Raw genomic sequence first — 24,213 nt, forward strand, 5'->3', positions numbered from 1 at the left:
CCTATGACCATCGCCGAATTTTGTCGATTCCCTTCTTGACAATAAACTATACATAGTTTACTCGTTCTCTATACGCTCTAAACGTGCTTTTATCACAATTTTTTATTATAATACAAACGAATAGAATATGCTATAAAAAAATATCCCCTCGTTTTTCGTGGAGAAGAAATAAAACGAGCTTCGCCTTGGCTCAGCCCGTTTTTGTCGGTTATAACTTTCGTTTTTTCATAATGATGTTCGCTGTTTCTTCCACCGCTTTATTCGTCACATCAATAACATCGCAGCCGATTTTTTGAATGACTTTATCAAAGTAATCCAATTCTTCTTTAATCCGTTCGATATTCGCATAAATTGCTTTATCGTCTAGGCCGAGCGCTTTTAATCGCTCACGGCGAATCGAGTTTAATTTTTCTGGGCTAATTTTTAATCCAAAACATTTTTCCGGTGATACTTTAAACAGCTCTTCCGGCGGCTCGACTTCTGGTACAATCGGGACGTTCGCCACTTTCAGACGCTTATGCGCCAAATATTGCGAAAGCGGCGTTTTCGATGTACGTGACACACCTATTAACACAATATCTGCGCGTAAAATGCCGCGCGGGTCACGGCCGTCATCATATTTCACCGCGAATTCAATCGCTTCGATCTTCTTAAAATAATCTTCATCAAGCACGCGCACTTGTCCTGGTTCATACCGCGGCGTCATCTGAAACAAATCGCGCATTTTTTCGATAAGCGGACCGATAATATCATACACCTCTACCCCTTCGCGCTGCGCCTCTTCGATTAAAAACTGGCGCATTTGCGGTACAACGAGCGTAAATGCAATAATCGCATCGTTCATTTTCGCAAGCGCAACGACTTCTTTCAATGTTGTCGTATCTTCGACGTACGGCACGCGTTTTAATTGAATAATCGAGCTATTAAATTGACTAGCGGCTGCTTTGACGACTAATTCCGCCGTTTCCCCCCCTGAGTCAGAAACTACGTATACGACGCGTTGCATTCCCCAACCTCCTTACAGCAAATCATCTTTCGCTAACGCAACAAACGCTTTCGTAATGTTCGTTTTTGTAATTCTGCCGATGACTTCAAATCCTTTTTCCGTCTTTTTTACAACCGGCATCGCATCAATTTGTTTCTCAATTAACCGTTCGGCAACATCGATTAATAAATCGTCTTTATAGCAGACTGTAATATTTGGCATTCTTGTCATAATAATATTTACTGGAATGGACGTAAGCTCTTGTTTGCCGATGCTCGTCCGCAACAAGTCTTTTCGCGACAAAACGCCGGCTAAAAGCGACTCTTCATCAACGACGAATAACGTCCCTACGTCTTCTAAAAACATCGTAACGATAGCATCATACACGCTAACGTTTTCATTCACAACAACAGGAATCGATTGATAATCACATACTTTTAGTTTTTTCAGCCGATCGGCAAGAAGCTGAGTACCCGTTTTTCCTGTATAAAAATAGCCGACTCTCGGTCTCGCTTCCAAATAGCCGGCCATCGTTAAAATCGCCAAATCAGGACGAAGCGTTGCCCGTGTTAAATTTAATTTCTCCGCAATGCTCTCCCCAGTAATCGGTCCATGATCCTTGACGATTTGCAAAATTTGCTCTTGGCGCTTATTTAGTTCGATTGTCATTCACCACCTTACGAAAAACTAAAAAAGACATACGTATACGAAAATATTATAACTTAATTCCCCACTTTGCAAAGGAGAAATCACGAAAATTCAAAAAAACGAAACGCGAAAATGACCGTGGAAGGGAAAAAGAGCCGAGCCAAAAGGGGGATTTCCCTTAAACAAAACACAACCTATTGTTTTATACCGATATGAGGTAATGGGAAAAGGTGTCCCGATCCTTTTGGGACACCTTCTTTTATTGCAAATGATTTTTTAACTGCTCGATTTGCGTTAAAAAGCGTTTTGTTTTTAATGAAAGACCGGAGTATTCATCGTAATAGGCGGAAATGATGCGGTTCAATTCTTTTTTTGTCTCTTCCTTCACAGAAATTTTCCCAAGCCGTGACAAATCTAAATAATAAAACAGACGCAACAGTTTTACCGCCGCAGGAGAAAGTGGCAGCCGATGAGGGTCGGTCGCTTCGCAACGATGACAAAGAAACCCTCCCTCTTTCAGCGAAAATGAAAACGTTCCTTCTGTTTGTTTACAGACGGCACAACAATCAAGCGTCGGATACAGCCCCATAACGCGCAACATTTTCATCTCATAAATATATGTAAGGATTTCTAAATCCAACCCATCGTTCATATATTTTAATGTTTGCAGCAGCAACTCAAACAAATATGGATTCGGGCGCTGCTCTTCTGTCACTTTGTCCGTCAACTCGACAATATACGAAGCATAGGCGGTAGCGAAAATATTTTCCCGAATGCCGCGCAACGAATCGATAATTTCCGCTTGCTGCAAGCTGCCAACCCCGCGGCTTTTTTGCACTAAATAATATCCGTATGTAAACAACTGCGTGACAGACGAAAGGCGGCTGCTCGGCTTTTTGGCACCGCGAGCCATGACAGCCACCTTCCCCCATTCCCTTGTCCATAACGTCACAATCTTGTTCGTTTCCCCGTAATCTACTGTTCGAAGCACAATCGCTTCGCATTTTTCCAACAATGCAATCACCACCAAGCTGAAAAGCAGCTTAGAAAATCGGCTGGTCCATTTCTGTCAACTCTTGCTCTTGCTCATCTTTTGGTTGATGCTCTTTTTCAAGCTCTTTAAAAAGGAGATACGTGTCGATATTTCCTGTTTGGCTGAACAGCTTCCACGTAAACTCAAGCATTGAACCACACCTTTCCGCCTGCAGGATCTTTCTGTGTTGTCGGCAAATCGCCATAAACACTCGCCCGAGCTATTTATTAGGTTGGCATTACGGCAAATGATTTATGTTATATAAAATTTGTTAATACTCGTCTTCCCTAAACCCGAAATCGCGAAGCTGCGACAATTTATTGCGCCAATCTTTTTGCACTTTCACCCAAAGCTCTAAAAATACTTTCGACCCAAGCAGCGCCTCAATGTCTACGCGGGCGCGCTGTCCAATTTCTTTTAGCATTCGCCCTTGTTTTCCAATAATAATTCCTTTTTGTGAATCGCGCTCGACGATAATCGTTGCCCCGACGTATACCGTCTGGCTATCTTCGCGGCGTTCGATGGAATCAATAACAACAGCAATCGAATGCGGCACTTCTTCACGCGTCAAATGAAGCGCTTTTTCGCGAATCAACTCCGCAATAATAAACCGTTCTGGGTGGTCAGTTACTTGGTCGGCCGGGTAATATTGCGGACCTTCCGGCAAATACGACTTAATTTGCTCGATCAGCGTTTCGACGTTGTTCCCTTGCAGCGCTGAAATCGGCACAACTTCCGCAAACGAATAGAGCGACCGATAGCGATCGATAAGCGGCAATAAGTCGTCTGGATGGATTTGGTCGATTTTGTTCACGACTAAAAATACCGGCGTATTCACTTCCTTCAGCCGCTCGATAATAAAGGCGTCGCCACGACCGAATCCTTCTTCGGCGTTAATCATAAACAAAATGACATCGACTTCTTTTAAAGCGTTTTGTGCTACTTTCATCATAAAATCGCCGAGCTTATGCTTTGGCTTATGAATTCCTGGCGTATCGATAAAAATGATTTGCGCATCATCGGTCGTATAAACGCCTTGAATTTTATTGCGTGTCGTCTGCGGTTTATCGCTCATAATCGCAATTTTTTGGCCGATGACACGGTTTAAAAACGTTGATTTTCCAACGTTCGGTCTCCCGATAATGGAAACGAATCCTGATTTAAATCCTTCTCTACTCATGTAAATCCTCCGCTGAAAATGCTCCTGGTAATAGTTCTTTCACCGTTAGTTCCGTTACGTCGCCTTTCAAATTGGCTAAAATTACTTTCATATTTGGCGGACACAACTCCGCAATGACTTGGCGGCACGCCCCGCACGGCGGAACTGGACGGGAAGTATCGGCGATGACCGCAAGCGCTGCATATTCGCGCGCCCCTTCCGAATAGGCTTTAAATAAAGCGGTGCGCTCTGCACAATTGCATAAACTGTACGCTGCATTTTCAATATTGCATCCGTGATATATTTTTCCATCTACTGTTAGTAGTGCAGCACCGACTTGAAATTTGGAGTAAGGGGCGTACGCATATTCCCGTGCTTTTTTTGCTTCTGCGACTAATTGTGTCATTTCCATGCTGCTTTCCTTCCTTTCGAGGCACTTGCCTCTTTCTTTATTTTACAAGAAATTGAGAAAAATTTCATCTTTCTTCGCAAGAAAATTAACAGAAAAATTAGAATTTTACCACTTGTTAACGATGTGGGGAAGAAAAATAATCGCCCCGACAATTCCTGCGACTACTGCTGCAACAAGTACCGCTCCGGCAGCAATATCTTTTGCCGCTTTCGCAAGCGGATGAAACTCTTTCGTCACTAAATCAACAGCGCGTTCAACCGCTGTGTTCATTAACTCTAAACTAATGACGAGCGCGATAACGACTAACAACACGAGCCATTCCTGCACGGAAAGGCGGAAAATATATGCAAGCAATACGACAATAAAAGCAGCCAACAAATGAATTTTCATGTGCGCTTCTTCTTTTACGGCAACGACAATTCCTGTCCACGCATCAAGAAACCGTTTCCATTTCATGTTCGGCTTGCTCATACATTTATCGCTTTAACCCATATTTTTCAAGAATTTGTTCTTGTTTTGCAAACATTTCTTTTTCTTCTTTTTCTGTTTCGTGGTCATACCCAAGCAAATGCAAAAAGCCATGCACCGCTAAAAAGCCGAGTTCGCGCATGAACGAATGCCCATACTCCGTTGCCTGCTCTTTTGCTTTCGGGATAGAAATAATAATGTCGCCGAGCACTGGTGGGATGTCCGCTCCGATAATTTCTATTTCGCCTTCTCCCATTTCTTCAAGAGCAAAGGAAATGACATCGGTCGGCTGGTCTTTTCCGCGGTAGTCACGGTTAATGATCTGGATTTGTTCGTTATCAACAAACGACACGCTCACCTCCGCACCGTCTGGCACTTGCTCGACTTCAGCCGCATAGCATAACAATTGCTCGAGCGTTTGAATTTGTTCGTCGGTTACTTCTCCTGTTTCATCAATCCAATCGATGGATAGAGCCATAGGTCTTCCCCTTTTCTATTGATAGTTTGGACAAAAAGAGACCCATGCGCAAGATGGGCCTGACATTTCTATTATATACCAGCTTGGTCGTACGCTTCAATAATTTTCCCGACGAGCGGATGGCGAACGACGTCGGACTGTTCAAGAAAAACGAACGAAATGCCGCTTACCGCTGCTAAAATATCTTTCGCCACCGCAAGTCCTGACGGAACGCCTTTTGGTAAATCGACTTGCGAAATATCGCCGGTAATGACCATCTTCGAGCCGAAACCAAGCCTGGTTAAAAACATTTTCATTTGTGAAGGGGTCGTATTTTGCGCCTCGTCTAAAATGACGAACGCATCCTCTAACGTCCGACCGCGCATGTACGCAAGCGGAGCGATTTCGATCGTTCCGCGTTCAATGAGGCGTTGTGTATGGTCAGCCCCTAATACATCGTGCAACGCATCGTAAAGCGGACGTAAATACGGGTCGACTTTTTCTTTTAAGTCCCCTGGCAAAAATCCTAAATTTTCCCCTGCTTCGACAGCCGGACGCGTTAAAATAATGCGCTTAACTTGCCCTGTTTTCAACGCCTGTACAGCCATCACAACCGCTAAGTACGTTTTCCCTGTTCCTGCCGGGCCGATGCCAAACACAAGGTCGTGCTGCTTAATTGCCGTAATATACTGCCGCTGTCCTAACGTTTTGACGCGAACCGGTTTTCCTTTTGCATTTTTTGTAATTTCTTCGTCATACAGTTCTAAAAAATATTCAATCGTTCCGTTTTTCGCCATTTGCACGGCGTACATAACGTCTCGCTCGCTAATCGCAATTCCTTTGCGAATGACGCGAAGCAACTGGCGCAAGACGTCATCGACAAGCTGAACGTGTTCGTGGCTGCCGGAAACGTTGACGACACCGCCGCGCGTCACAATCGAAACAGCCAATTCTTGTTCGATTCGCTTCAAATGGGCATCATGAATGCCAAAAAGCGAAATCGCTTCGTTTGGATTTTCGATTTGCTGGCTAATCGTGACAAACTCTTCTGACATTCCTCAATCTCCTTGAACAATAGGTTGTGGTTGCGCAATGTTTTCATGAACTTCATAATACATTTCTACTTTTACTTTACCATTCTCTTTCTCCGCATGCAAAACCTTTTCATCTTTAATGGAAGCGTCGTCGTCTAATTTTGCCTGCAACTCTTTTCTGGCGATTTTTTTCGCTTGTTGAAACGCCTCGTTCCATGAATAACTTCGTTTCACTTGTTCTGTTTCGCGGTAAATAACACGCTCATAAACAATCGGCAGCTCCCATTTCCAAAAACGAAGCGGTCGCTTTTGCGATTCCGTTTCGTAATGAGCAAACGACAGCTTTTGAAATCCCCAAACAGGAATGGCGAAAGATTGGATAGAAAGATAATGTTTTTCGACATATTTTCCAGTAAAAACGTGAAACACTGCCTCTAATGGAAGGACAACGGTAGACTTGTACCATGTTTCGCCAAAAATTTTTCCTTTCGCAGGTACAAATTTCGTTTGCCCTTCTTTTCCGATAATGCCGGATACTAATAGTTGCCCTTTTTCTACATGGTCATGGACGGAAACGAGCGGTTGCCCCTCTTCCACGAACAAATCGGTAATGACTGCTTTCTTTTTTGCGACTAAATGGCGAATCGGTATTTGTTCCGGCTCTTTTGGTTGTTTTTTTTCAACGACTTGAAAATAAAACGTCGTCCCTCTTAGTTCAACTCCTACCCACGTGAGCGTATCGATGCGATCGGTTAATTTTTTTTGGATTATTTCCGGCGGGTCAAGAAGAAATTGAAACGCCCCTTTTTCTACCCCCATTTGCTTCAGTTCTTTTAAAATGCGATGTTCTGTTTCCGGCTTCGCCCCCTGTACATGCACGCCCCATACCATATTGGATAACAAAAACACTACCGCCAAAAATAAAAAAATACCGAGCAAAAAACCGAAATTAGCGAACGTTTTCTTCAGAAGAAACGGAAACCCGCTTCTTCTGCCAAAAGAGAGCTTGCATTCACTTTGACGGACAATCGGCCGAAGGCGTGGAACGTCTTTTAGCAACATAAAAAATGTGAGTTTATCTTCCCCTATTTTTCGTACGTTCCAAACGGTCATTCCGTTTCGCAAACAGGCGTTCACCAATCGTTCCGTCCCTCTTCCTTGTATAGTCACTTGGACGCTTCCGGTAAAAAAATGAGCCCATGTGTTTTTCATCGTCTTCCTCCTCATTGGTCCAAATAAACGACTTGCTGAATTTTTCCTTCGAGTAAAATTTCTTCAGGTAAAATCGTTTTAATAACAAACTCTTCGCCGCGAACGAGGAGTTGGCCTTGCTTTAGCAGCAAACGCAGTTCTTTATCGCTAAACGTCAATAACCCGCGATGGTTTTCAATGTAAATATGTATATGTCCAATCATCGTAATCCGAGGAAGGTCCATGACAACATCGGCCGGTAATTCTAACTGATTTGCGAGCCATTTTTTCACTTGTTGCCGCCATTTTTTCATTAAAAGAACCCCCTTTCATCTCATACATATGAGAAAAAAAAGGGGGATAGCACTAAAAAAAAGACCGCCTTGCAAGGCAAGGCAGTCTTTTATGATAAATATTGTTGTACAAGTTTGTTGACGAGAGAGCCATCCGCTTTTCCTTTTACTTTTGGCATGATTGCTCCCATCACTTTGCCCATATCCGCTTTCGAAGAAGCACCGACTTCGGCAATCGTTTGTCGAATGATTTCTGCCAGTTCTTCTTCACTAAGCTGCTTTGGCATGTATAGTTGAAGTATGCGAATTTCTTCCTTTGTTTTGTCAACAAGGTCTGAACGACCAGCGTTTTCGAATTCTTGGAGGGAGTCTTTACGCTGTTTTAATTCACGAGCAAGTACGGTCAGCTCTTCGTCTTCAGATAACGTTTTGCCAAGTTTAATCGCTTCGTTTTGCAACGCCGCTTTCACCATCCGAATGACGGAGAGTTTTTCCTTTTCTTTGTTTCGCATCGCTTGCTTCATATCATCGTTTAGACGTTCAAGAAGACTCATAAATACACCCTCTTTTAATGCTTGCGCTTTCTAGCCGCTTCAGACTTTTTCTTACGTCTTACGCTTGGCTTTTCATAGAATTCACGCTTTCTTGCTTCTTGTAACGTACCTGTTTTGGAAACAGCACGTTTGAAGCGACGAAGAGCATCTTCAAGCGATTCGTTTTTGCGAACGATTGTTTTTGACATCCTACTTCCCTCCCTCCGAACAACAACACTTGCATTTGTAGTACAAAACATGTACTTGTCAATTATAATACATCCCTTAGAAGAGGTCAACTAAAAAAGCTGTCATCATCTCCCTTCCTTGTCCATACAATGGTGAAGAAGGAGGGAGAGCGATGGGACGTATATTCATTTTATTTTTGATTCATCTTGGTATGTTTTTGCTTGGCATGCTCATGATGAAGTCAGGGCTTTATGTACTATCTGGTCATCGGTTAAAGCGATGGATATTGCATTTTACGAAAACGCCTATTCAAAGCTTCCTGACCGGAACGGTTGCCACGGCGCTACTACAAAGCAGCTCGGCGATGATGGTGCTTACCGTCGGGCTTGTTTCGACCGGCTATTTAACGTTCCAGCAATCGATTGGCATCATTTTAGGAAGCAATATCGGTTCGACAATTACAACCGAACTTATCACCCTTGATGTTGGTGCTAGCATCATCCCACTATTACTCATCGGGGCGTTTCTCGTCTTTTTTGTACGCCATCGTATCGGATATAGCATCGGCATGACGCTCATTGGGCTTGCTTGTTTATTTTTCGCGATGGAAGGGTTCAGCGCCTTGGCCAAACCGCTTTCCACCACTCCTTTCGTCCATGAATGGCTACAACAAACGAACCGCTCGTATATCGCCGGCATTCTCGTCGGCACCGTGTTGACTGCCATCATTCAATCAAGCGCTGCGACGATCGGCATCGCCATGGGGTTTCTCAGCGAACAATTACTGACGCTGCCAGCTGGCATTGCCATTTTGCTTGGCGCTAATATCGGCACGTGCGTCACCGCTTTATTAGCGAGCATCGGTGCAAGCCGAGAAGCAAAATTCACCGCCTATACGCATTTATGGCTCAACATTGTCGGCGTCGGTATTTTTTCGTTATTCATTGCTCCATTTGCCAAGCTCGTTAGCCTCTTTGCGTATTCGCCCGATGTGCAATTAGCGCACGCAAGCGTCTTATTTAACGTCATTTGCTCCGTTGTTGCGCTGCCGTTTACCCGTTGGATTGAATGGTGGGTTTATGTTGTTCACGGGATTAATAATCGGTCGTAGCTGTTTTCCCTTGAACGATTGCCACGCCGGAGCTTGTGCCGATGCGCGTTGCGCCAGCTTCTATCATCGCTTCCGCCCCTTGAAGATCGCGAACGCCGCCCGACGCTTTCACCCCAATATTCGGACCAACCGTTTTTCGCATGAGCGCGATATCTTCGACCGTTGCACCGCCGGTGGAAAACCCTGTCGATGTTTTCACGTAATCAGCACCTGCTTGCACCGCTAGACGGCAAGCGCGTACTTTTTCTTCTTCAGAAAGCAAGCATGTTTCAATGATTACTTTCACAAGCGCTTTTCCTTTTGCCGCTTCGACTACGGCACGAATGTCGCGCTCCACTAATGCATCGTCACCATCTTTTAGTGCGCCGATATTAATGACCATATCAACCTCGGTTGCCCCTTTTTCAATCGCATCTTTCGTTTCAAACGCTTTCGTTTCTGGTGTATTCGCTCCGAGCGGAAAGCCGATGACGGTACATACTTTTACATCGGTTCCTTTTAGTAACTCAGCTGCTGTCGCCACCCATGTCGGATTGACACAAACAGACGCAAATCTATACTCTTTCGCTTCTTCACACAATTGCACGATTTGCGCTTTCGTTGTATTCGCTTTCAAGAGCGTGTGGTCAATCATTTTCGCAATGTTCGTTGCCATTGTAACTCTCCTTTCTGACTAACAGAAGTCTGACCTCTATCATCATACCACTTTTTCATTTCAAAAACTAGTTTTCCCGAAAAAATGACGAAAAATGACGAAACCGAAAGAAACCCAGCGACACGCTGGGTTAGGAGCTTAATTTTATATTTTCTACCGAATCGGACAAAACGCGGACAAATTCCCCTTCATTATACGGATAGCCCGCTTTCGTAATTTTTACTTTCACAAGCTGCCCGACCATCTCTTCCGTCGCCGGGAATTTCACTTTTAAATAGTTATCCGTATACCCGACGTATAACCCGCTATTTGGCTCTTCTTTGTAAGGTTCTTCTGGAATGACTTCGAGCACATGTCCTTCAAACTGCGACGCGTATTCTTTTGCTAGTTGGTCAGAAAGCGCAATTAGCCGATGGACGCGCTCATTTTTCACGTCTTCGTCCACTTGGTCTGGCATTCTCGCCGCTGGCGTGCCTGTTCGTTTGGAATACGGGAAAACGTGCAGTTCAGAAAAACGTTGGTCGCGAATAAAGTGAAATGTTTCCATAAATTCTTCTTCGGTTTCCCCAGGGAATCCGACGATGACATCTGAAGTGACGGCTAACTCTGGAAATACTTCGCGTAAACGCGCCAACCGCTCGGCAAAAAATTCCGTCGTATATTTGCGACGCATCCGCTTCAACACCGTATTCGAGCCGGACTGTAACGGAATGTGCAAATGGCGGACGATTTTATCCGATTGTTTCAATACATCGATTACTTCATCCGTAATTTGGCTTGCTTCAATCGAGGAAATGCGAATTCGTTTCAACCCGATGACTTGCTCGTCAAGGTCGCGAAGCAGCGCCGCAAAATTATAATCTTTCATATCTTCGCCGTATCCACCCGTATGGATGCCAGTCAACACAATTTCTTTATAACCCGCATCCACAAGCTGCTGCGCTTGGCGAATGACTTCTTTTGGATCGCGTGAACGCATTAAGCCGCGCGCCCACGGAATGATGCAAAACGTGCAGAAGTTGTTGCACCCTTCTTGAATTTTTAACGATGCCCGCGTCCGGTCGGTAAATGCCGGCACGTCTAATTCTTCGTATACGCGCGTTTTCATAATGTTGCCGACGCCGTTAATCGGTTGGCGCTCCCGCTTAAATCGCTCGATATAGTCCAAAATTTTCGCACGGTCTTGCGTTCCGATGACGACGTCCACTCCAGGAATCGCCATCACTTCCGCCGGCGACGTTTGCGCATAACAACCCGTGACGCAAACGACCGCATCTGGATTTTGCCGGATTGCGCGGCGAATGACTTGACGGCTTTTTTTGTCCCCAGTATTTGTCACCGTGCACGTATTAATGACGTACACGTCCGCATGGCTTTCAAACTCTTTTCGCTCATATCCTGCTTGCTTAAACAGTTGCCAAATCGCTTCTGTTTCGTAATGATTTACTTTACATCCTAACGTATGAAATGCCACTGTTGGCATTGTTCTCACCTCACTTTAATTCCCACTCATACGATGCCGCTGCCAATACGTAAAGCGGAGCTGTTTCCGTGCGCAAAATGCGCGGACCAAGCCCGCACGCCAAAAAGCCGTGGCTTCGAAACAACTCCATTTCTTGCCCAGCGAAACCGCCTTCCGGGCCAAACACGACAATAAGCGACTGCCCTTGCTTCATTTGCTGAAGCACCGTTTTTAGCGCAGCCGCTTCGCCGTTTTTCGCCTCTTCTTCATACGCCACGAGCCGGTAGTCGCACGTTTTGGCAAACTCAACGAGCTCGCGAATCGTCATCGGGGCATATACATGCGGTACGTTCGCTCGATGCGCTTGCTCTGCCGCTTCTTTCGCGATTTTTTGCCAACGCTCAAGCTTTTTTTCCGCTTTTTTTTCTTCCCATTTCACGACAGAACGAGCGGCTAAAAACGGAATAAACGCAAAAGCGCCCAGCTCCGTTCCTTTTTGAATGACGAGCTCCAATTTATCCGCTTTCGGTAGACCGTGAGCAATGTAAATCTGCGCCGGCAATTCTGTTCGCTCTTCTTTCCATTCTATAACACGAGCGATGACGCTCTCATTGGTAATTTGTTCAATTTCACACAAAGCAGACAAGCCATTTCCATTGCTGCAAATCACTTCGTCCCCTTCACTCATCCGCATCACGCGAACGATATGGTGATAATCGTCCCCAGTGATGACGATTTGCTCATGGTTGTTGATCTGGTCACTTGACACAAAATACCGTTGCAAAATGACACCTTCTTTTCACGCTTTTCTTGCGATAAATGCGACCCAATCTTCCATCGTCAACGTTTCTTCAATCGTAAACCCTGCGTTTACAAGCCCGTCTTTTACTTCTTGTTTTTTCGCTTGAATAATTCCAGACGTGATGAAATACCCGTTCGGCTCTAGCAAACGATACGCATCATCGACAAAGCGCAAAATAATTTCGGCTAAAATATTAGCGACAATGACGTTTGCCGTTTGCTCGATATGATCAAGTAAATTATTTTGCATCACCGTCACGACATGGTGCACTTTATTTAGCTTGACATTTAATTTCGCGCTATCGACGGCAACCGGATCTAGATCGAGCGCTCGCACACATTTCGCCCCAAGCATCGCCGCGGCAATGCTTAAAATGCCAGACCCGGTGCCGACATCGATGACCGTATCCCCCGGTTGCACACACTTTTCAAGCGCTTGAATGCACATGACCGTCGTCGGATGCGTCCCTGTTCCAAACGCCATTCCAGGGTCTAATTCAATAATTAATTCATCGGTCGATACGCGTTCATACGTTTCCCACGTTGGTACGATCGTAAATCGCTCTGAAATTTTCACCGGATTATAATATTTTTTCCAAGCAGTGGCCCATTCTTCTTCGTTCACTTCGCTAATCGTCACTTTATTTCGTCCGACGTCGATGTTGTAAAGCATTAAGTTGTTAATCGCTTCTTTAATTGCCTCGACCGTTTCCCCTAAAAAGCTATTCACTGGCAAATACGCTTTTATCACGACCCCTTCTTCCGGATAGTCGTCCGGATTCAACTCGTAAATTTCGCCAAATTGCGTATCGCGTTCTTTCGTTAAATCGAACGGATCTTCAATGACGACGCCGCCAGCACCTGCTTCGTGCAAAATGTTCGAAATCGCCTCAACCGCTTCATGTGTCGTATGGATGCTAATTTCTGACCATTTCATAAATGTTCCCCTTTAAACGCTTTTTTTACTTTTTCAAAAAAGCTGTCTTGCGTTTGATGCATTTGGTGTCCGCCTAATTGATCAAATTCTCGCAACAGTTGCTTTTGTTTTTCCGTCAGTTTCGTTGGCGTAACGACGCGAACGATGACATGCTGGTCGCCGTTTCCGTAACCGCGGACGTTCGGCACCCCTTTTCCTTTGAGGCGGAATTTCGTGCCTGTTTGCGTCCCTGCTGGAATTTTCAGCTTCACTTTTCCATGCAATGTCGGCACTTCTAATTCGTCACCGAGCGCTGCTTGGGCGAACGTCAACGGCATTTCGCAATAAATGTCGTCGCCATCGCGCTCGAAAAATTCGTGCGGTTCGACGTGGAACACGATATATAAATCGCCTGATGGTCCGCCGTTTACTCCCGGTTCTCCTTGACCGGCTACGCGCAATTGCTGGCCGTCATCAATTCCGGCTGGAATTTTGACGTGAATTTTCTTCCGCTTTTTCACGCGCCCCTTTCCGCCGCACGTCGTACATTTTTCTTTAATGAATTGCCCTGTCCCACCGCAATAATGGCACGCTCTTCGGTTAACGATTCGGCCAAACGGCGTCACTTGTTCGACGCTTATTTGCCCTGTCCCGTGGCAATGTGCGCACGTTTCTTTTTTCGTGCCTGGTTTTGCGCCAGAGCCGTGGCATGTGTCGCACGTTTCTTCGCGCGGAATTTCGATGTCCGTCTCTTTTCCGAACGCCGCTTCTTCAAACGTCAGCGTCATCGTATATTGCAAATCTGCGCCCGCACGTGGGGCGTTCGGGTCACGACGTCTTCCGCCGCCAAAAAAGGACGTGAAAATATCTTCAAAACCGCCAAATCCGCTAAAGCCGCCAAAATCAAAATCGTCGCTGCGGAACCCGCCAAACCCTTGGTTCGGGTCAGCATGACCAAATTGGTCGTAGTGTGCCCGTTTTTGGTCATCGCTTAATACTTCGTACGCTTCTTTAATTTCTTTAAACTTCTCTTCCGCTCCCGGCTCTTTATTGACGTCCGGATGGTATTGCTTCGACAGTTTTCGATATGCTTTTTTAATTTCATCTTTTGTCGCGTTTTTGCTTACTCCGAGAATTTCATAATAATCTCGTTTCGTCATCATCACCCACTCCCGATTCACTCACATAAAATTAATTGTACCATTCGCTTCTTGGCATATGCAATAGAAATGAAAAAGTCAAAGCCAAGGCAGGCCTGACTTTGACTTTTTCGTGTTTACTTATCGTCTTTTACTTCTTCAAATTCCGCATCGACGACGTTGTCGTCTTTTTTGGCAGTGCCGTCAGCGCCTTGTTGTTGCGCTTGTTTTGTTGCTTGTTCATATAGTTTAATCGATAACTGCTGCACGATTTCTTGAAGGGCATCTTTTTTCGCCCGAATGTCGTCGAGGTCGTTTTTCTCAAGCGCTGCTTTTAATGCGTCTTTTGCTTCTTGCGCTTTTTTCACTTCCGCTTCGTCGACTTTTCCTTGCACTTCTTTTAACGTTTTTTCTGTTGTGAACACTAAATGATCGGCTTCGTTGCGAAGATCTGCCGCTTCTTTCCGCTTTCTGTCCGCTTCCGCATTTTCTTCTGCCTCGCGAATCATGCGCTGAATTTCTTCCTCTGAAAGACCAGACGATGTTTTAATCGTAATCGACTGCTCTTTATTTGTGCCTAAATCTTTCGCGCGCACGTGGACAATTCCGTTCGCGTCAATGTCGAACGTTACTTCAATTTGCGGTACGCCACGAGGTGCTGGCGGAATGTCGGTTAATTGGAAGCGCCCGAGCGTTTTGTTATCGGCAGCCATCGGACGTTCCCCTTGCAAAACGTGAATGTCTACCGCCGTTTGGTTATCTGTTGCCGTCGAGAAAATTTGTGATTTGCTTGTTGGGATGGTCGTATTGCGCTCAATTAGTTTCGTAAAGACGCCTCCCATTGTTTCAATCCCTAGCGAAAGCGGCGTAACGTCTAGTAATACGACGTCTTTGACGTCCCCTGCAATAACTCCGCCTTGAATCGCTGCACCGATCGCTACTACTTCGTCTGGGTTCACGCCTTTATGCGGCTCTTTGCCGATTTCTTTTTTAATCGCCTCTTGAACGGCTGGGATGCGCGTCGAACCGCCGACTAGAATGACTTTATCGATGTCTGCTGGCGTTAAGCCTGCATCTTTCAACGCTTGGCGCACTGGTCCCATCGTGCGTTCGACAAGATGAGCAGACAATTCTTCAAATTTCGCGCGCGTTAACGTCATTTCTAAATGCAACGGCCCTGTTTCGTTGGCACTAATGAACGGCAACGAAATTTGTGTTTGCGTCACACCAGAAAGGTCTTTTTTCGCTTTTTCGGCAGCGTCTTTTAAACGCTGAAGCGCCATTTTATCTTTGGATAAGTCGATGCCATGCTCTTTTTTGAACTGCTCGACTAAGTAATCAATGATGACTTGGTCGAAGTCGTCCCCACCAAGATGGTTATCGCCAGCTGTCGCTTTTACTTCAAACACGCCATCGCCTAACTCCAAAATCGATACGTCAAACGTACCGCCGCCTAAGTCGTAGACGAGAATCGTTTGGTCTTCATCCATTTTATCCAAGCCGTATGCAAGCGCTGCGGCTGTCGGCTCGTTAATGATGCGCTCGACTTCTAGGCCTGCGATTCGTCCCGCGTCTTTTGTCGCTTGGCGCTGCGCGTCGTTAAAGTAAGCAGGGACGGTAATCACCGCTTTTGTCACCGGCTCGCCTAAATACGCTTCCGCATACGATTTTAAGTATTGTAAAATCATCGCCGAAATTTCTTGCGGCGTATATTGTTTTCCTTCGATTTCGACTTTGTAGTTTGTTCCCATATGGCGCTTAATGGAAATAACGGTATTCGGGTTTGTAATCGCTTGGCGTTTCGCCACTTCCCCGACTTGTCGTTCCCCGTTTTTAAACGCGACGACAGAAGGCGTTGTTCGACCTCCCTCTGGGTTTGGAATGACTTTTGGCTCTCCGCCTTCTAACACCGCTACGCAAGAGTTTGTCGTTCCTAAGTCAATACCGATAATTTTGCTCATCGCAATCACCTTCCTGTTTATTGATTTACTTTCACCATTGCCGGTCGAATGACACGGTCTTTTAGTTTGTATCCTTTTTGAAACTCTTCGACGACCGTATTCGGTTCGTAATTGCTATCTTCCACTTGCATGACTGCTTGGTGGACGTGTGGATCGAACGGTTTGCCAACCGATTCAATCGCTTCGACGCCTTCTTTCTTGAGCGCTTCGACGAGCGAACGGTAAACCATTTCGACCCCATGCAAAATGGATTTCGCTTTTTCATCTTCGACTTCTACTTTTAAGGCGCGTTCAAAGTTGTCTAACGCCGGTAATAAATCGGTCACTAAACTTTGGGCGCGGTATTTTTCCGCTGCTTCAAATTCTAATTTTGTGCGGCGTCGGAAATTATCAAAATCCGCATATAAGCGGAGGTAACGCTGTTCCATTTCTTGTAATTTGTTTTGCAGTTCGGCAATTTGTGCGTGCGCTTTTGCTAGCTCCTCGTTTTGTGCCTCTGCTTCTGCTAGTTCTTGCTCTGTTTCTACTGTTTCTTCTGTCGTTTGATCATATGTAGTTTCTTCTTGCATTTCGAGCGTTTCTTTTTCTCTTTCCATCGCCCTCACCTCCCTTAACGTCATCAAATATGTATGTTCACAAGGAAAGGATGGGGTGTCAAGCACCGACCATCCATTATCCAATATGACCAATGCTAGTCGTTTTGATACCAGTCTGTCAGCACCGTCGATAAATCGGAAGCGACACGGTTTAAAATCGTAATGACGCGGGAATATTCCATGCGTGTTGGACCGAGCACTGCAATCGTTCCTAAAGGTTCTTCGCCAATGGAGTACGTTGCCGTAATTAAGCTGCAGTTTTCCATTCCACTCAACTGGTTTTCGCGTCCGATTGTTATTTGAATCCCTTTTTGCCGATGTTTGCGCAACAAACGGTAAAAGTCTTTTTCTTGTTCGATCATCGCCATTAACGAGCGAATTTTTTGAATATCGCTAAATTCTGGTTGGCTGAGCATGTTCGTTTTTCCGGCGAAAAACATTTTCTCTTCTTGCGGAATGTCAAGTGTCTCACCGATCGTTTTGAGCATGCTGTCATAGCTATAAATATGCATGCGCAACACGTTCGCTACTTCTTTGTAAATTTTGTCTTTTAAATCAATCAGTGGAACACCGACAAGTCGTTCGTTTAAAATGTTCACCATTTTTTCTAAATCAGAAGCGTTCACCGCTGCCGGAATGGTAATGACGCGGTTTTCGACATGCCCTGTATCCGTGACGATAATCGCTACCGCCGTTTCTTTATTTAGCGGGATAATTTGCAGCCGCTTTAACTTATTTTCTTTCACAGCTGGACCGAGAACAATGGACGTATAGCTCGTTAAATCCGATAAAATTTGCGCTGATTTTTGCACTAATTTTTCCAATTCGTAAATTCGCTCGGCAAAAATCGATTTAATTTTGTTCATGTCTTCTTGTGTCAGCCGCTGTGGCGATAATAGATGATCGACATAATAACGATAGCCTTTTTCCGATGGCACCCTTCCAGAGGAAATGTGCGTTTTTTCAATATACCCTAACTCTTCTAAGTCTGCCATCTCATTCCGAATCGTCGCAGAGCTAAACGTAATTTTCTCTTTTTTAGCCAACGTTCGAGAGCCGACGGGCTGACCGTAACGGATAAAATCATCAATAATGACTTGTAAAATGAGCAATTGGCGATCAGTTAACAACGATCATCACCTCTGTTAGCACTCAGGTTGTTCGAGTGCTAAATCTATTATTAAAGTATCAAATTCGGTCGCTTCTGTCAATTAGCTGACATGAAGAAACGCTTCAAATACAACATTGCCAAGCAGCTTGCCGCGGTGAGTAAGGCGAAGATGCGTTTCCGTTTCTTCCAGTAGCCCGTTTGCTGTTTGTTCGGCAATGACATCGCCGAATACGTCGTTCAGCGAACGATGAAACTTTTCGTAAAACCGTTGTTTCGATACTCCTTCTATTTTCCGAAGCCCTAAAAACATTTCTTCTTCCATTCGTTCGCGCTCATTCACTTCATGCTGTTCGACGTACGGCAGCTTCCCTTTTTCGATGTGCTCAATATATTTTTTCACCGGTCCAATGTTGACGTTGCGTATGCCGTTCATATAGCTATGGGCGCCAGCGCCAATGCCATAGTAATACTCATTGTTCCAATACGTTAAATTATGCCTGCTTTCGAATCCAGCACGAGCGTAGTTACTTAGCTCATATTGAACGTATCCGTGTTGTTGCATTTGTTTCATCGTCTCTTCGTACATTTCCGCTTCTTCGTCTTGTGATGGCAAAAAAAGCTTTCCTTTTCGCATCAAGTTATAAAACACTGTTTTTGGCTCGATAATTAAGGAATAGGCGGAGATGTGCGGAACATCAAGCGAGAACGCCACCGCTAAATCCTTTCGGAATTGTTCAAGCGTTTGCCCTGGCAGTCCATAGATTAAGTCGATGCTAATATTCGTAAAACCAACCGCTTTTGCTGTTTCGACCGCCTGCCATACGTCGCGTGTTTGATGGGTGCGGCCGATTTGGCGTAATAGCGTGTCGTCGAACGTTTGCACCCCGATGCTTAATCGGTTGACGCCCGCATCTTTTAAAAGCTGCAATTTTTCGCGCGATAGTTCGTTCGGATTCGCTTCTACCGTAAATTCTACGTGATCGACAGCGAACGGAAGAGAGCGATGAATGCTTGTGAACAAAAAATCGAGTTGTTCGATCGTCAACGCGGTTGGCGTGCCGCCGCCAATAAAAATCGTCTGCAACCGCTCCGTCGGAAACTGTGCAACCGTTTCTTTCATTTCTTGTTCCATCGCCTGCAAATATTCTGCTACCGGCTGTCCTTTGACAAACACTTTATTAAAATCGCAATAATGGCAAATGTGCGTACAAAACGGAATGTGCAAATACGCTGCCTGAATCACTCGTCATCGCTCCTTTACGTAAAAAACAAGGCTATCCCATCCGATGAGACAGCCTTTGTTTCCTTATTTTTTATCATCCATTTTCAATACGGCCATGAACGCTTCTTGCGGAACTTCGACGGAACCGACTTGCTTCATCCGCTTTTTCCCTTCTTTTTGCTTTTCTAACAGCTTCCGTTTCCGCGATACGTCCCCGCCGTAACATTTCGCTAACACGTTTTTCCGCAGCGCTTTAATTGTCGACCGAGCGACAATTTTATTGCCAATGGCTGCTTGTACCGGCACCTCGAATTGTTGGCGCGGGATTAAGTCTTTCAGCTTTTCAACAATCACTTTTCCACGCTCATATGCCGAATCGCGATGCACAATGAACGAAAGGGCGTCAACTTTTTCGCCATTTAAAAGAATGTCCATTTTGACAAGTTTCGACGGCTTATATCCAATAAGTTCGTAGTCGAAAGAGGCATAGCCTTTTGTGCTTGATTTTAAAATATCAAAGAAATCGTACACAATTTCCGAAAGCGGAATTTCATAAATTAACATGACCCGCTTTTCGTCTAAATATTGCATATCGACAAAAATACCGCGTTTGCCTTGGCATAATTCCATCACTGCCCCGACGTAATCGTTCGGCACCATGACCGTTGCTTTGACGTACGGCTCTTCGACACGGTCAATTTTTTGCGGATCCGGCATGTTGGACGGGTTATCGACTTGCAGCTCTGTTCCGTCCGTTAAATATACTTTATACACAACGCTTGGCGCCGTTGTAATTAAGTCAATGTTAAATTCGCGTTCGATGCGCTCTTGAATAATTTCCATATGCAATAGCCCTAAAAAGCCGCAGCGGAAACCAAAGCCGAGCGCTTGCGACGTTTCTGGTTCAAATTGCAGCGCTGCATCATTTAGCTGCAGTTTTTCCAACGCCTCGCGCAAATCGTTGTATTTGGCTGTATCAATCGGATACATCCCACAAAACACCATCGGATTTAAGCGACGATATCCTGGAAGTGGTTCAGCCGCAGGCCGCTTCGCATCGGTAATCGTATCCCCGACGCGCGTATCGCTAACGTTTTTAATCGACGCGGTCAAATAACCAACGTCCCCGACTGTCAGTTCATCAACTACTTTTGCTTTTGGGGTAAAGACGCCGACTTCGACAACTTCAAACTCTTTTCCGGTCGACATCATTTTAATTTTTTGTCCTGGCTTTACCGTTCCTTCGACGACGCGGATGTAAGCAACGACCCCGCGGTATGAGTCGTAGAGCGAGTCGAAAATAAGCGCTTTTAGCGGCGCGTCTGGGTCGCCAGTTGGCGCTGGTATTTTTTCGACGATTTGCTCTAAAATTTCGTCGATACCAATCCCCGCCTTGGCCGAAGCTAATACCGCCTCCGAAGCGTCAAGTCCGATGACGTCTTCAATTTCTTGGCGGACGCGCTCTGGCTCTGCGCTTGGGAGGTCGATTTTATTAATGACCGGCAAAATTTCTAAGTTATTATCGAGCGCTAAATAGACGTTTGCCAACGTTTGCGCTTCAATTCCTTGCGCCGCATCGACAACGAGAATGGCACCTTCACAAGCGGCTAAGCTTCTCGATACTTCATACGTAAAATCGACGTGTCCTGGCGTGTCGATCAAATGGAAAATATAGTCTTCTCCGTTTTTTGCTTTATAGGTTAGCTGAACGGCATTTAATTTAATCGTAATGCCGCGCTCCCGCTCGAGCTCCATCGAGTCAAGCAATTGATCTTTCATTTCCCGCTCAGAAATCGCCCCTGTGCGTTCAAGAATGCGGTCAGCTAACGTCGACTTGCCGTGGTCAATATGCGCGATAATCGAAAAGTTGCGGATTTTCTCTCTTCGTTTTAGTCTTTCTTCACGATTCATTTAGTTCACTCCTACCGTTTCCGAAACTACACTAGCTTTGATTATAGCAACACCACCGGCAATATTCAACGTATAAAAAAAGCCGGATTCCCGACTTTATCATTTTCCAAAAAAAAATCCCCCTCTACGATTAGTGGGGAATCAATCGATGAATTTGCCAAGCAGCGAAAGCAGCTTAGCGGCTGCTAGATGAACCGCTTCCGCCAATCGCTTTCCAAGCTCTGAGAACATGTTAAACATTTTCCATTGTTCTAACTTTTTTGCTTTCTCGTCCACCGTTTCGGCCGTCATTTTGTTTCCTAGTACCGTTGCCTCGACTGCTCCTTCTTCGTTTTTCTTCACAGCAACTACCGATTGGAACGAGGGGTCGTGATATCCTTTCATTTTTAAAAGCCCTTCGTTCGCTTGCTGCATGCCAAGCAGCACACCGAAAAAAAGGATGACGACAGCGGCAAAAAACTGTATCGTAAACTTCATCTCTACCCTCCGATGTCAATATATCAACGTTTTTCCCACCTTATGGGCGCCAAAACTACACTCATTATTTCTTTTGCGCTGGAGCTGGCGCTTGTACTTTTTCTGCTTGCCAATAATACTCGCTGAACACATCCGCAACCGCAGCCGCCGTGCGGAACAGCTCTTCAAACGTATTGTCCACTCCGCCAAACTCAATTAATATGGCATTCCCTGATAAATCTTGGTTGAACTTCCCGTTTGTTTCGGCCCCTTTTTTCTCGATTACTCCTCGGCTTAGTCCTGGGTATTTTTTTTGCAACAATTGATGGAGATTCGTCGCGACTTGCAGGTTTTTTTCATAATTTGGATTTTCCCCGCCGATAATAAACACGACACGCGCGTAATCCGTTCCGTTAATCGTTACAGTCGTATATTTTCGCGGACGCGAATCACGATGAATGTCGATGAAATATTGTAAATCGCGGGTTTGTTTCATCGCTTCCATCACGACTTCTCGCGACATATCGTACGATTGATAATACTTCATCCCCTTTTTCGATAATTCCGCTTGGATATCTATTGGACTTTCTTCTGCGCCAATTCCCCGCTTTTCTAGTTCTTCCGCCAACCGCTCTCCTACTTTTGTTACGTTTACCGTCCGATGAAAAGCTAAATCAGGGTCAGTGACTCCTTTTAGCGCAGGCAAATATGATTCGTACGTATGCGTGTGATAAATGTACACCACTTTTTTTCCACCGGTCGTCATCGTTGGCGGCGGCACTGGCTTTTCATCTTGCACTTCATCCGCTTTTTCTAAATTGTCCAACGAGGCTTCTCGCTCGGCTAGCATCACTTCAAGCGGTGGCGCAGATTCGTATGGCATGTTCGTATAATCCGTTCCTTCTCCGGCAACCACAATTTTACTATCATATAAGGCAAAGCCGGGCAATTCCTTCCCGAGAAAGCTGCGCGGGTCGTTTAAGTTCACGCTCGTAATCGTCCGAAATAATATAGAGGAATAGCTAATGTGTTGTCGTTCTTTCGGCAAATTTTGTGAAAAATAGTGGTTTTCAAAGCTAAGCAAATGAACGAACGTCTCCTCAGGAAAATGGTTTACGACATTGTTGACGGATGACGAGGAGAAACGATATTCAGGCTTTAAAGATGTCAACACCCCAATAAGCGTGAACATCATCATCCAGCCTAAAACAGCGATGATGGCTATTTTTTTTATGCTTGTCCCATGAACGGTTACGAACGGTCGAGAGCGGATCCGATTCATGTTCTCACCCTTTCTAAGCTTGTCTACTAATTTAACAGTATGGTCAAGCTTAAAAAGATAGAACCGAATTTTTCCGGATTAATGTGTATAAGCGCCTATGTCGCTTTGATCGATTTGCTCATGGAGCGCTGCATTTAAGCCGCTAGCAAGTAAATTCGCCATATCTTCGATAAACACATCAACTTCTTTTGGCGTCACCATTAAATTATGGCCAAGCGGCGTCAATACTTCGTGAATAAGCGCCCGTTTTTCTTCGTCGGCAAGTGTTCCGATCATCCCTAAAAATGCCGAACGCTCTTCTTTTGCCGGCATGTCTTCTTCCGTTAATTTTTTTCTTCTTCCAAACGCCCAACCAGATGGCGCTAATGAGTTTGACGGGCGCTTCTCTTCTTTCATTTCTCTTCCGAAATGCTTCAACAAAAAATCAATCGTATCGCTCGTAATCGACACCGCATCTACAACCGTCGGCACCCCGATAGCAATGACAGGAATCCCTAACGTTTCTTTACTTAGTTCTTTTCGTTTATTTCCTACCCCTGAGCCAGGATGGATGCCCGTATCGGAAATTTGAATTGTCGCATTGACCCGTTCTAACGACCGCGCCGCTAACGCATCAATGACAACGACAAAGTCCGGCTTCGTTTTTTCGACGACCCCGCGAATAATGTCGCTCGTTTCAATACCAGTCGTTCCCATGACGCCTGGAGCGATCGCACTTACCGGTCGAAACCCTTCTTCGACGCTTTCTGGTTGTAACTGAAACAAATGCCTTGTAATCAACAAATTCTCGACCGTTAACGGTCCGAGGGCGTCCGGAGTGACGTGGTCGTTCCCAAGCCCGACAACAAGACAGCTTGCTTCTTGTCCAATCCGTAATTTCTTTAAAAACGAATGAAACTCTTTCGCAAAAATTTGTTCGACTTTTTTTTGCAGCTCCGTATCTTGTTCACGAATCCCTTGTGCTTCAATCGTAATATACGTCCCTGGTTTTTTGCCGATCGATTTTGCCCCTTCTTCCGTTACTTCGACGTATGACAATTTCACCCCGTCGATTTCTCGGTCGCAAATAACGACTCCTTCCATTGGCGATGATGTTTCGCGCTTTTGTTGTAGCCGCTCTTCGATGGCGATTTCGTGCGCTTCAATCGCCAAGTCCGTTCGCACCGCGTATTTGCTGAGATCTAGCAT

Annotated in this window: 27 protein-coding genes; 1 reads left to right on the forward strand and 26 read right to left on the reverse strand. The window is 45.2% G+C overall.

From position 1 onward, the window contains the following. Positions 1-208: 208 nt before the first annotated feature. The 13 genes from GGR02_RS06490 to rpsU all read right to left on the reverse strand — a co-directional run bounded on the left by GGR02_RS06490 (position 209) and on the right by rpsU (position 8,422). Complete coding sequence (locus tag GGR02_RS06490) at positions 209-1,006, reverse strand: pyruvate, water dikinase regulatory protein (RefSeq protein WP_183183925.1); 798 nt, start codon at positions 1,004-1,006, stop codon at positions 209-211. Positions 1,007-1,018: 12 nt separating this feature from the next. Next, the gene (locus tag GGR02_RS06495) at positions 1,019-1,654 is read right to left on the reverse strand and encodes a helix-turn-helix transcriptional regulator (protein WP_183183926.1); all 636 of its coding nucleotides are present in this window, start codon (positions 1,652-1,654) and stop codon (positions 1,019-1,021) included. 238 nt (positions 1,655-1,892) lie between these two features. Further along, positions 1,893-2,648 (reverse strand): DNA repair protein RecO, encoded by a 756-nt coding sequence (gene recO, locus GGR02_RS06500; protein ID WP_183183927.1) that lies wholly within the window; start codon positions 2,646-2,648, stop codon positions 1,893-1,895. Positions 2,649-2,676: 28 nt separating this feature from the next. Then, entirely contained in the window at positions 2,677-2,817 is a 141-nt protein-coding gene (locus tag GGR02_RS06505) for a YqzL family protein (protein WP_183183928.1), read from the reverse strand. 120 nt (positions 2,818-2,937) lie between these two features. Next, positions 2,938-3,846: a GTPase Era gene (era, locus tag GGR02_RS06510; protein WP_183183929.1), complete on the reverse strand. Its 909-nt coding sequence runs from the start codon at positions 3,844-3,846 to the stop codon at positions 2,938-2,940. Continuing rightward, on the reverse strand, positions 3,839-4,237 hold the full coding sequence (locus GGR02_RS06515) for a cytidine deaminase (RefSeq protein ID WP_183183930.1): 399 nt from the start codon (positions 4,235-4,237) through the stop codon (positions 3,839-3,841). The genes era and GGR02_RS06515 overlap by 8 nt, the downstream gene beginning before the upstream one ends. A gap of 105 nt (positions 4,238-4,342) precedes the next feature. Next, the gene (locus GGR02_RS06520; protein ID WP_183184014.1) at positions 4,343-4,693 is read right to left on the reverse strand and encodes a diacylglycerol kinase family protein; all 351 of its coding nucleotides are present in this window, start codon (positions 4,691-4,693) and stop codon (positions 4,343-4,345) included. Positions 4,694-4,712: 19 nt separating this feature from the next. Then, a complete protein-coding gene (gene ybeY, locus GGR02_RS06525; RefSeq protein ID WP_183183931.1) occupies positions 4,713-5,183 on the reverse strand; it encodes an rRNA maturation RNase YbeY in 471 nt (156 codons plus the stop codon). Positions 5,184-5,254: 71 nt separating this feature from the next. Then, on the reverse strand, positions 5,255-6,217 hold the full coding sequence (locus tag GGR02_RS06530; RefSeq protein WP_183183932.1) for a PhoH family protein: 963 nt from the start codon (positions 6,215-6,217) through the stop codon (positions 5,255-5,257). Positions 6,218-6,220: 3 nt separating this feature from the next. Further along, entirely contained in the window at positions 6,221-7,408 is a 1,188-nt protein-coding gene (gene yqfD / locus GGR02_RS06535) for a sporulation protein YqfD (RefSeq protein ID WP_183183933.1), read from the reverse strand. An 11-nt stretch (positions 7,409-7,419) separates the two neighbouring features. Continuing rightward, entirely contained in the window at positions 7,420-7,701 is a 282-nt protein-coding gene (gene yqfC / locus GGR02_RS06540; RefSeq protein ID WP_183183934.1) for a sporulation protein YqfC, read from the reverse strand. 89 nt (positions 7,702-7,790) lie between these two features. After that, positions 7,791-8,234 carry a GatB/YqeY domain-containing protein gene (locus GGR02_RS06545; RefSeq protein ID WP_183183935.1) on the reverse strand — a complete coding sequence of 148 codons (444 nt, stop codon included), beginning with the start codon at positions 8,232-8,234 and terminating at the stop codon, positions 7,791-7,793. A gap of 14 nt (positions 8,235-8,248) precedes the next feature. Next, entirely contained in the window at positions 8,249-8,422 is a 174-nt protein-coding gene (gene rpsU / locus GGR02_RS06550) for a 30S ribosomal protein S21 (protein ID WP_027407847.1), read from the reverse strand. A gap of 152 nt (positions 8,423-8,574) precedes the next feature. Between rpsU and GGR02_RS06555 the strand changes: the two genes are divergently transcribed. Beyond that, the gene (locus GGR02_RS06555) at positions 8,575-9,513 is read left to right on the forward strand and encodes a Na/Pi symporter (protein WP_183183936.1); all 939 of its coding nucleotides are present in this window, start codon (positions 8,575-8,577) and stop codon (positions 9,511-9,513) included. Here the strand turns inward: GGR02_RS06555 and deoC are convergent. From deoC to gpr, 13 genes are all read right to left on the reverse strand, one after another. Beyond that, entirely contained in the window at positions 9,497-10,168 is a 672-nt protein-coding gene (gene deoC, locus GGR02_RS06560) for a deoxyribose-phosphate aldolase (RefSeq protein ID WP_183183937.1), read from the reverse strand. The two genes, GGR02_RS06555 and deoC, sit on opposite strands and share 17 nt — an antisense overlap. 130 nt (positions 10,169-10,298) lie before the next feature. Next, entirely contained in the window at positions 10,299-11,651 is a 1,353-nt protein-coding gene (mtaB, locus tag GGR02_RS06565; protein ID WP_183183938.1) for a tRNA (N(6)-L-threonylcarbamoyladenosine(37)-C(2))-methylthiotransferase MtaB, read from the reverse strand. A gap of 10 nt (positions 11,652-11,661) precedes the next feature. Beyond that, complete coding sequence (locus tag GGR02_RS06570) at positions 11,662-12,414, reverse strand: 16S rRNA (uracil(1498)-N(3))-methyltransferase (protein ID WP_183183939.1); 753 nt, start codon at positions 12,412-12,414, stop codon at positions 11,662-11,664. Positions 12,415-12,429: 15 nt separating this feature from the next. Then, the gene (gene prmA / locus GGR02_RS06575) at positions 12,430-13,368 is read right to left on the reverse strand and encodes a 50S ribosomal protein L11 methyltransferase (protein ID WP_183183940.1); all 939 of its coding nucleotides are present in this window, start codon (positions 13,366-13,368) and stop codon (positions 12,430-12,432) included. Continuing rightward, positions 13,365-14,507, reverse strand: a complete 1,143-nt coding sequence (gene dnaJ / locus GGR02_RS06580) for a molecular chaperone DnaJ (protein ID WP_183183941.1) — start codon at positions 14,505-14,507, stop codon at positions 13,365-13,367. Before dnaJ ends, prmA begins: the two co-directional genes overlap by 4 nt. A 116-nt stretch (positions 14,508-14,623) precedes the next feature. Then, positions 14,624-16,447 carry a molecular chaperone DnaK gene (dnaK, locus tag GGR02_RS06585; RefSeq protein WP_183183942.1) on the reverse strand — a complete coding sequence of 608 codons (1,824 nt, stop codon included), beginning with the start codon at positions 16,445-16,447 and terminating at the stop codon, positions 14,624-14,626. A 17-nt stretch (positions 16,448-16,464) separates the two neighbouring features. After that, the gene (gene grpE, locus GGR02_RS06590) at positions 16,465-17,067 is read right to left on the reverse strand and encodes a nucleotide exchange factor GrpE (RefSeq protein ID WP_306415772.1); all 603 of its coding nucleotides are present in this window, start codon (positions 17,065-17,067) and stop codon (positions 16,465-16,467) included. A 71-nt stretch (positions 17,068-17,138) separates the two neighbouring features. Then, positions 17,139-18,173: a heat-inducible transcriptional repressor HrcA gene (hrcA, locus tag GGR02_RS06595; protein WP_183183944.1), complete on the reverse strand. Its 1,035-nt coding sequence runs from the start codon at positions 18,171-18,173 to the stop codon at positions 17,139-17,141. Positions 18,174-18,254: 81 nt separating this feature from the next. Further along, entirely contained in the window at positions 18,255-19,397 is a 1,143-nt protein-coding gene (hemW, locus tag GGR02_RS06600; RefSeq protein ID WP_183183945.1) for a radical SAM family heme chaperone HemW, read from the reverse strand. A 63-nt stretch (positions 19,398-19,460) separates the two neighbouring features. After that, positions 19,461-21,287, reverse strand: coding sequence for a translation elongation factor 4 (lepA, locus tag GGR02_RS06605; RefSeq protein ID WP_183183946.1), 1,827 nt, complete (start codon positions 21,285-21,287; stop codon positions 19,461-19,463). Between the two features lie 141 nt (positions 21,288-21,428). Then, entirely contained in the window at positions 21,429-21,764 is a 336-nt protein-coding gene (locus tag GGR02_RS06610; RefSeq protein WP_183183947.1) for a YqxA family protein, read from the reverse strand. A gap of 64 nt (positions 21,765-21,828) precedes the next feature. Beyond that, positions 21,829-23,025, reverse strand: coding sequence for a stage II sporulation protein P (gene spoIIP, locus GGR02_RS06615; protein WP_183183948.1), 1,197 nt, complete (start codon positions 23,023-23,025; stop codon positions 21,829-21,831). Between the two features lie 78 nt (positions 23,026-23,103). After that, positions 23,104-24,213: a GPR endopeptidase gene (gpr, locus tag GGR02_RS06620; protein WP_183183949.1), complete on the reverse strand. Its 1,110-nt coding sequence runs from the start codon at positions 24,211-24,213 to the stop codon at positions 23,104-23,106.

The sequence above is a fragment of the Anoxybacteroides voinovskiense genome, from assembly GCF_014196205.1.
GTDB classification, from domain to species: Bacteria; Bacillota; Bacilli; order Bacillales; family Anoxybacillaceae; genus Anoxybacteroides; species Anoxybacteroides voinovskiense.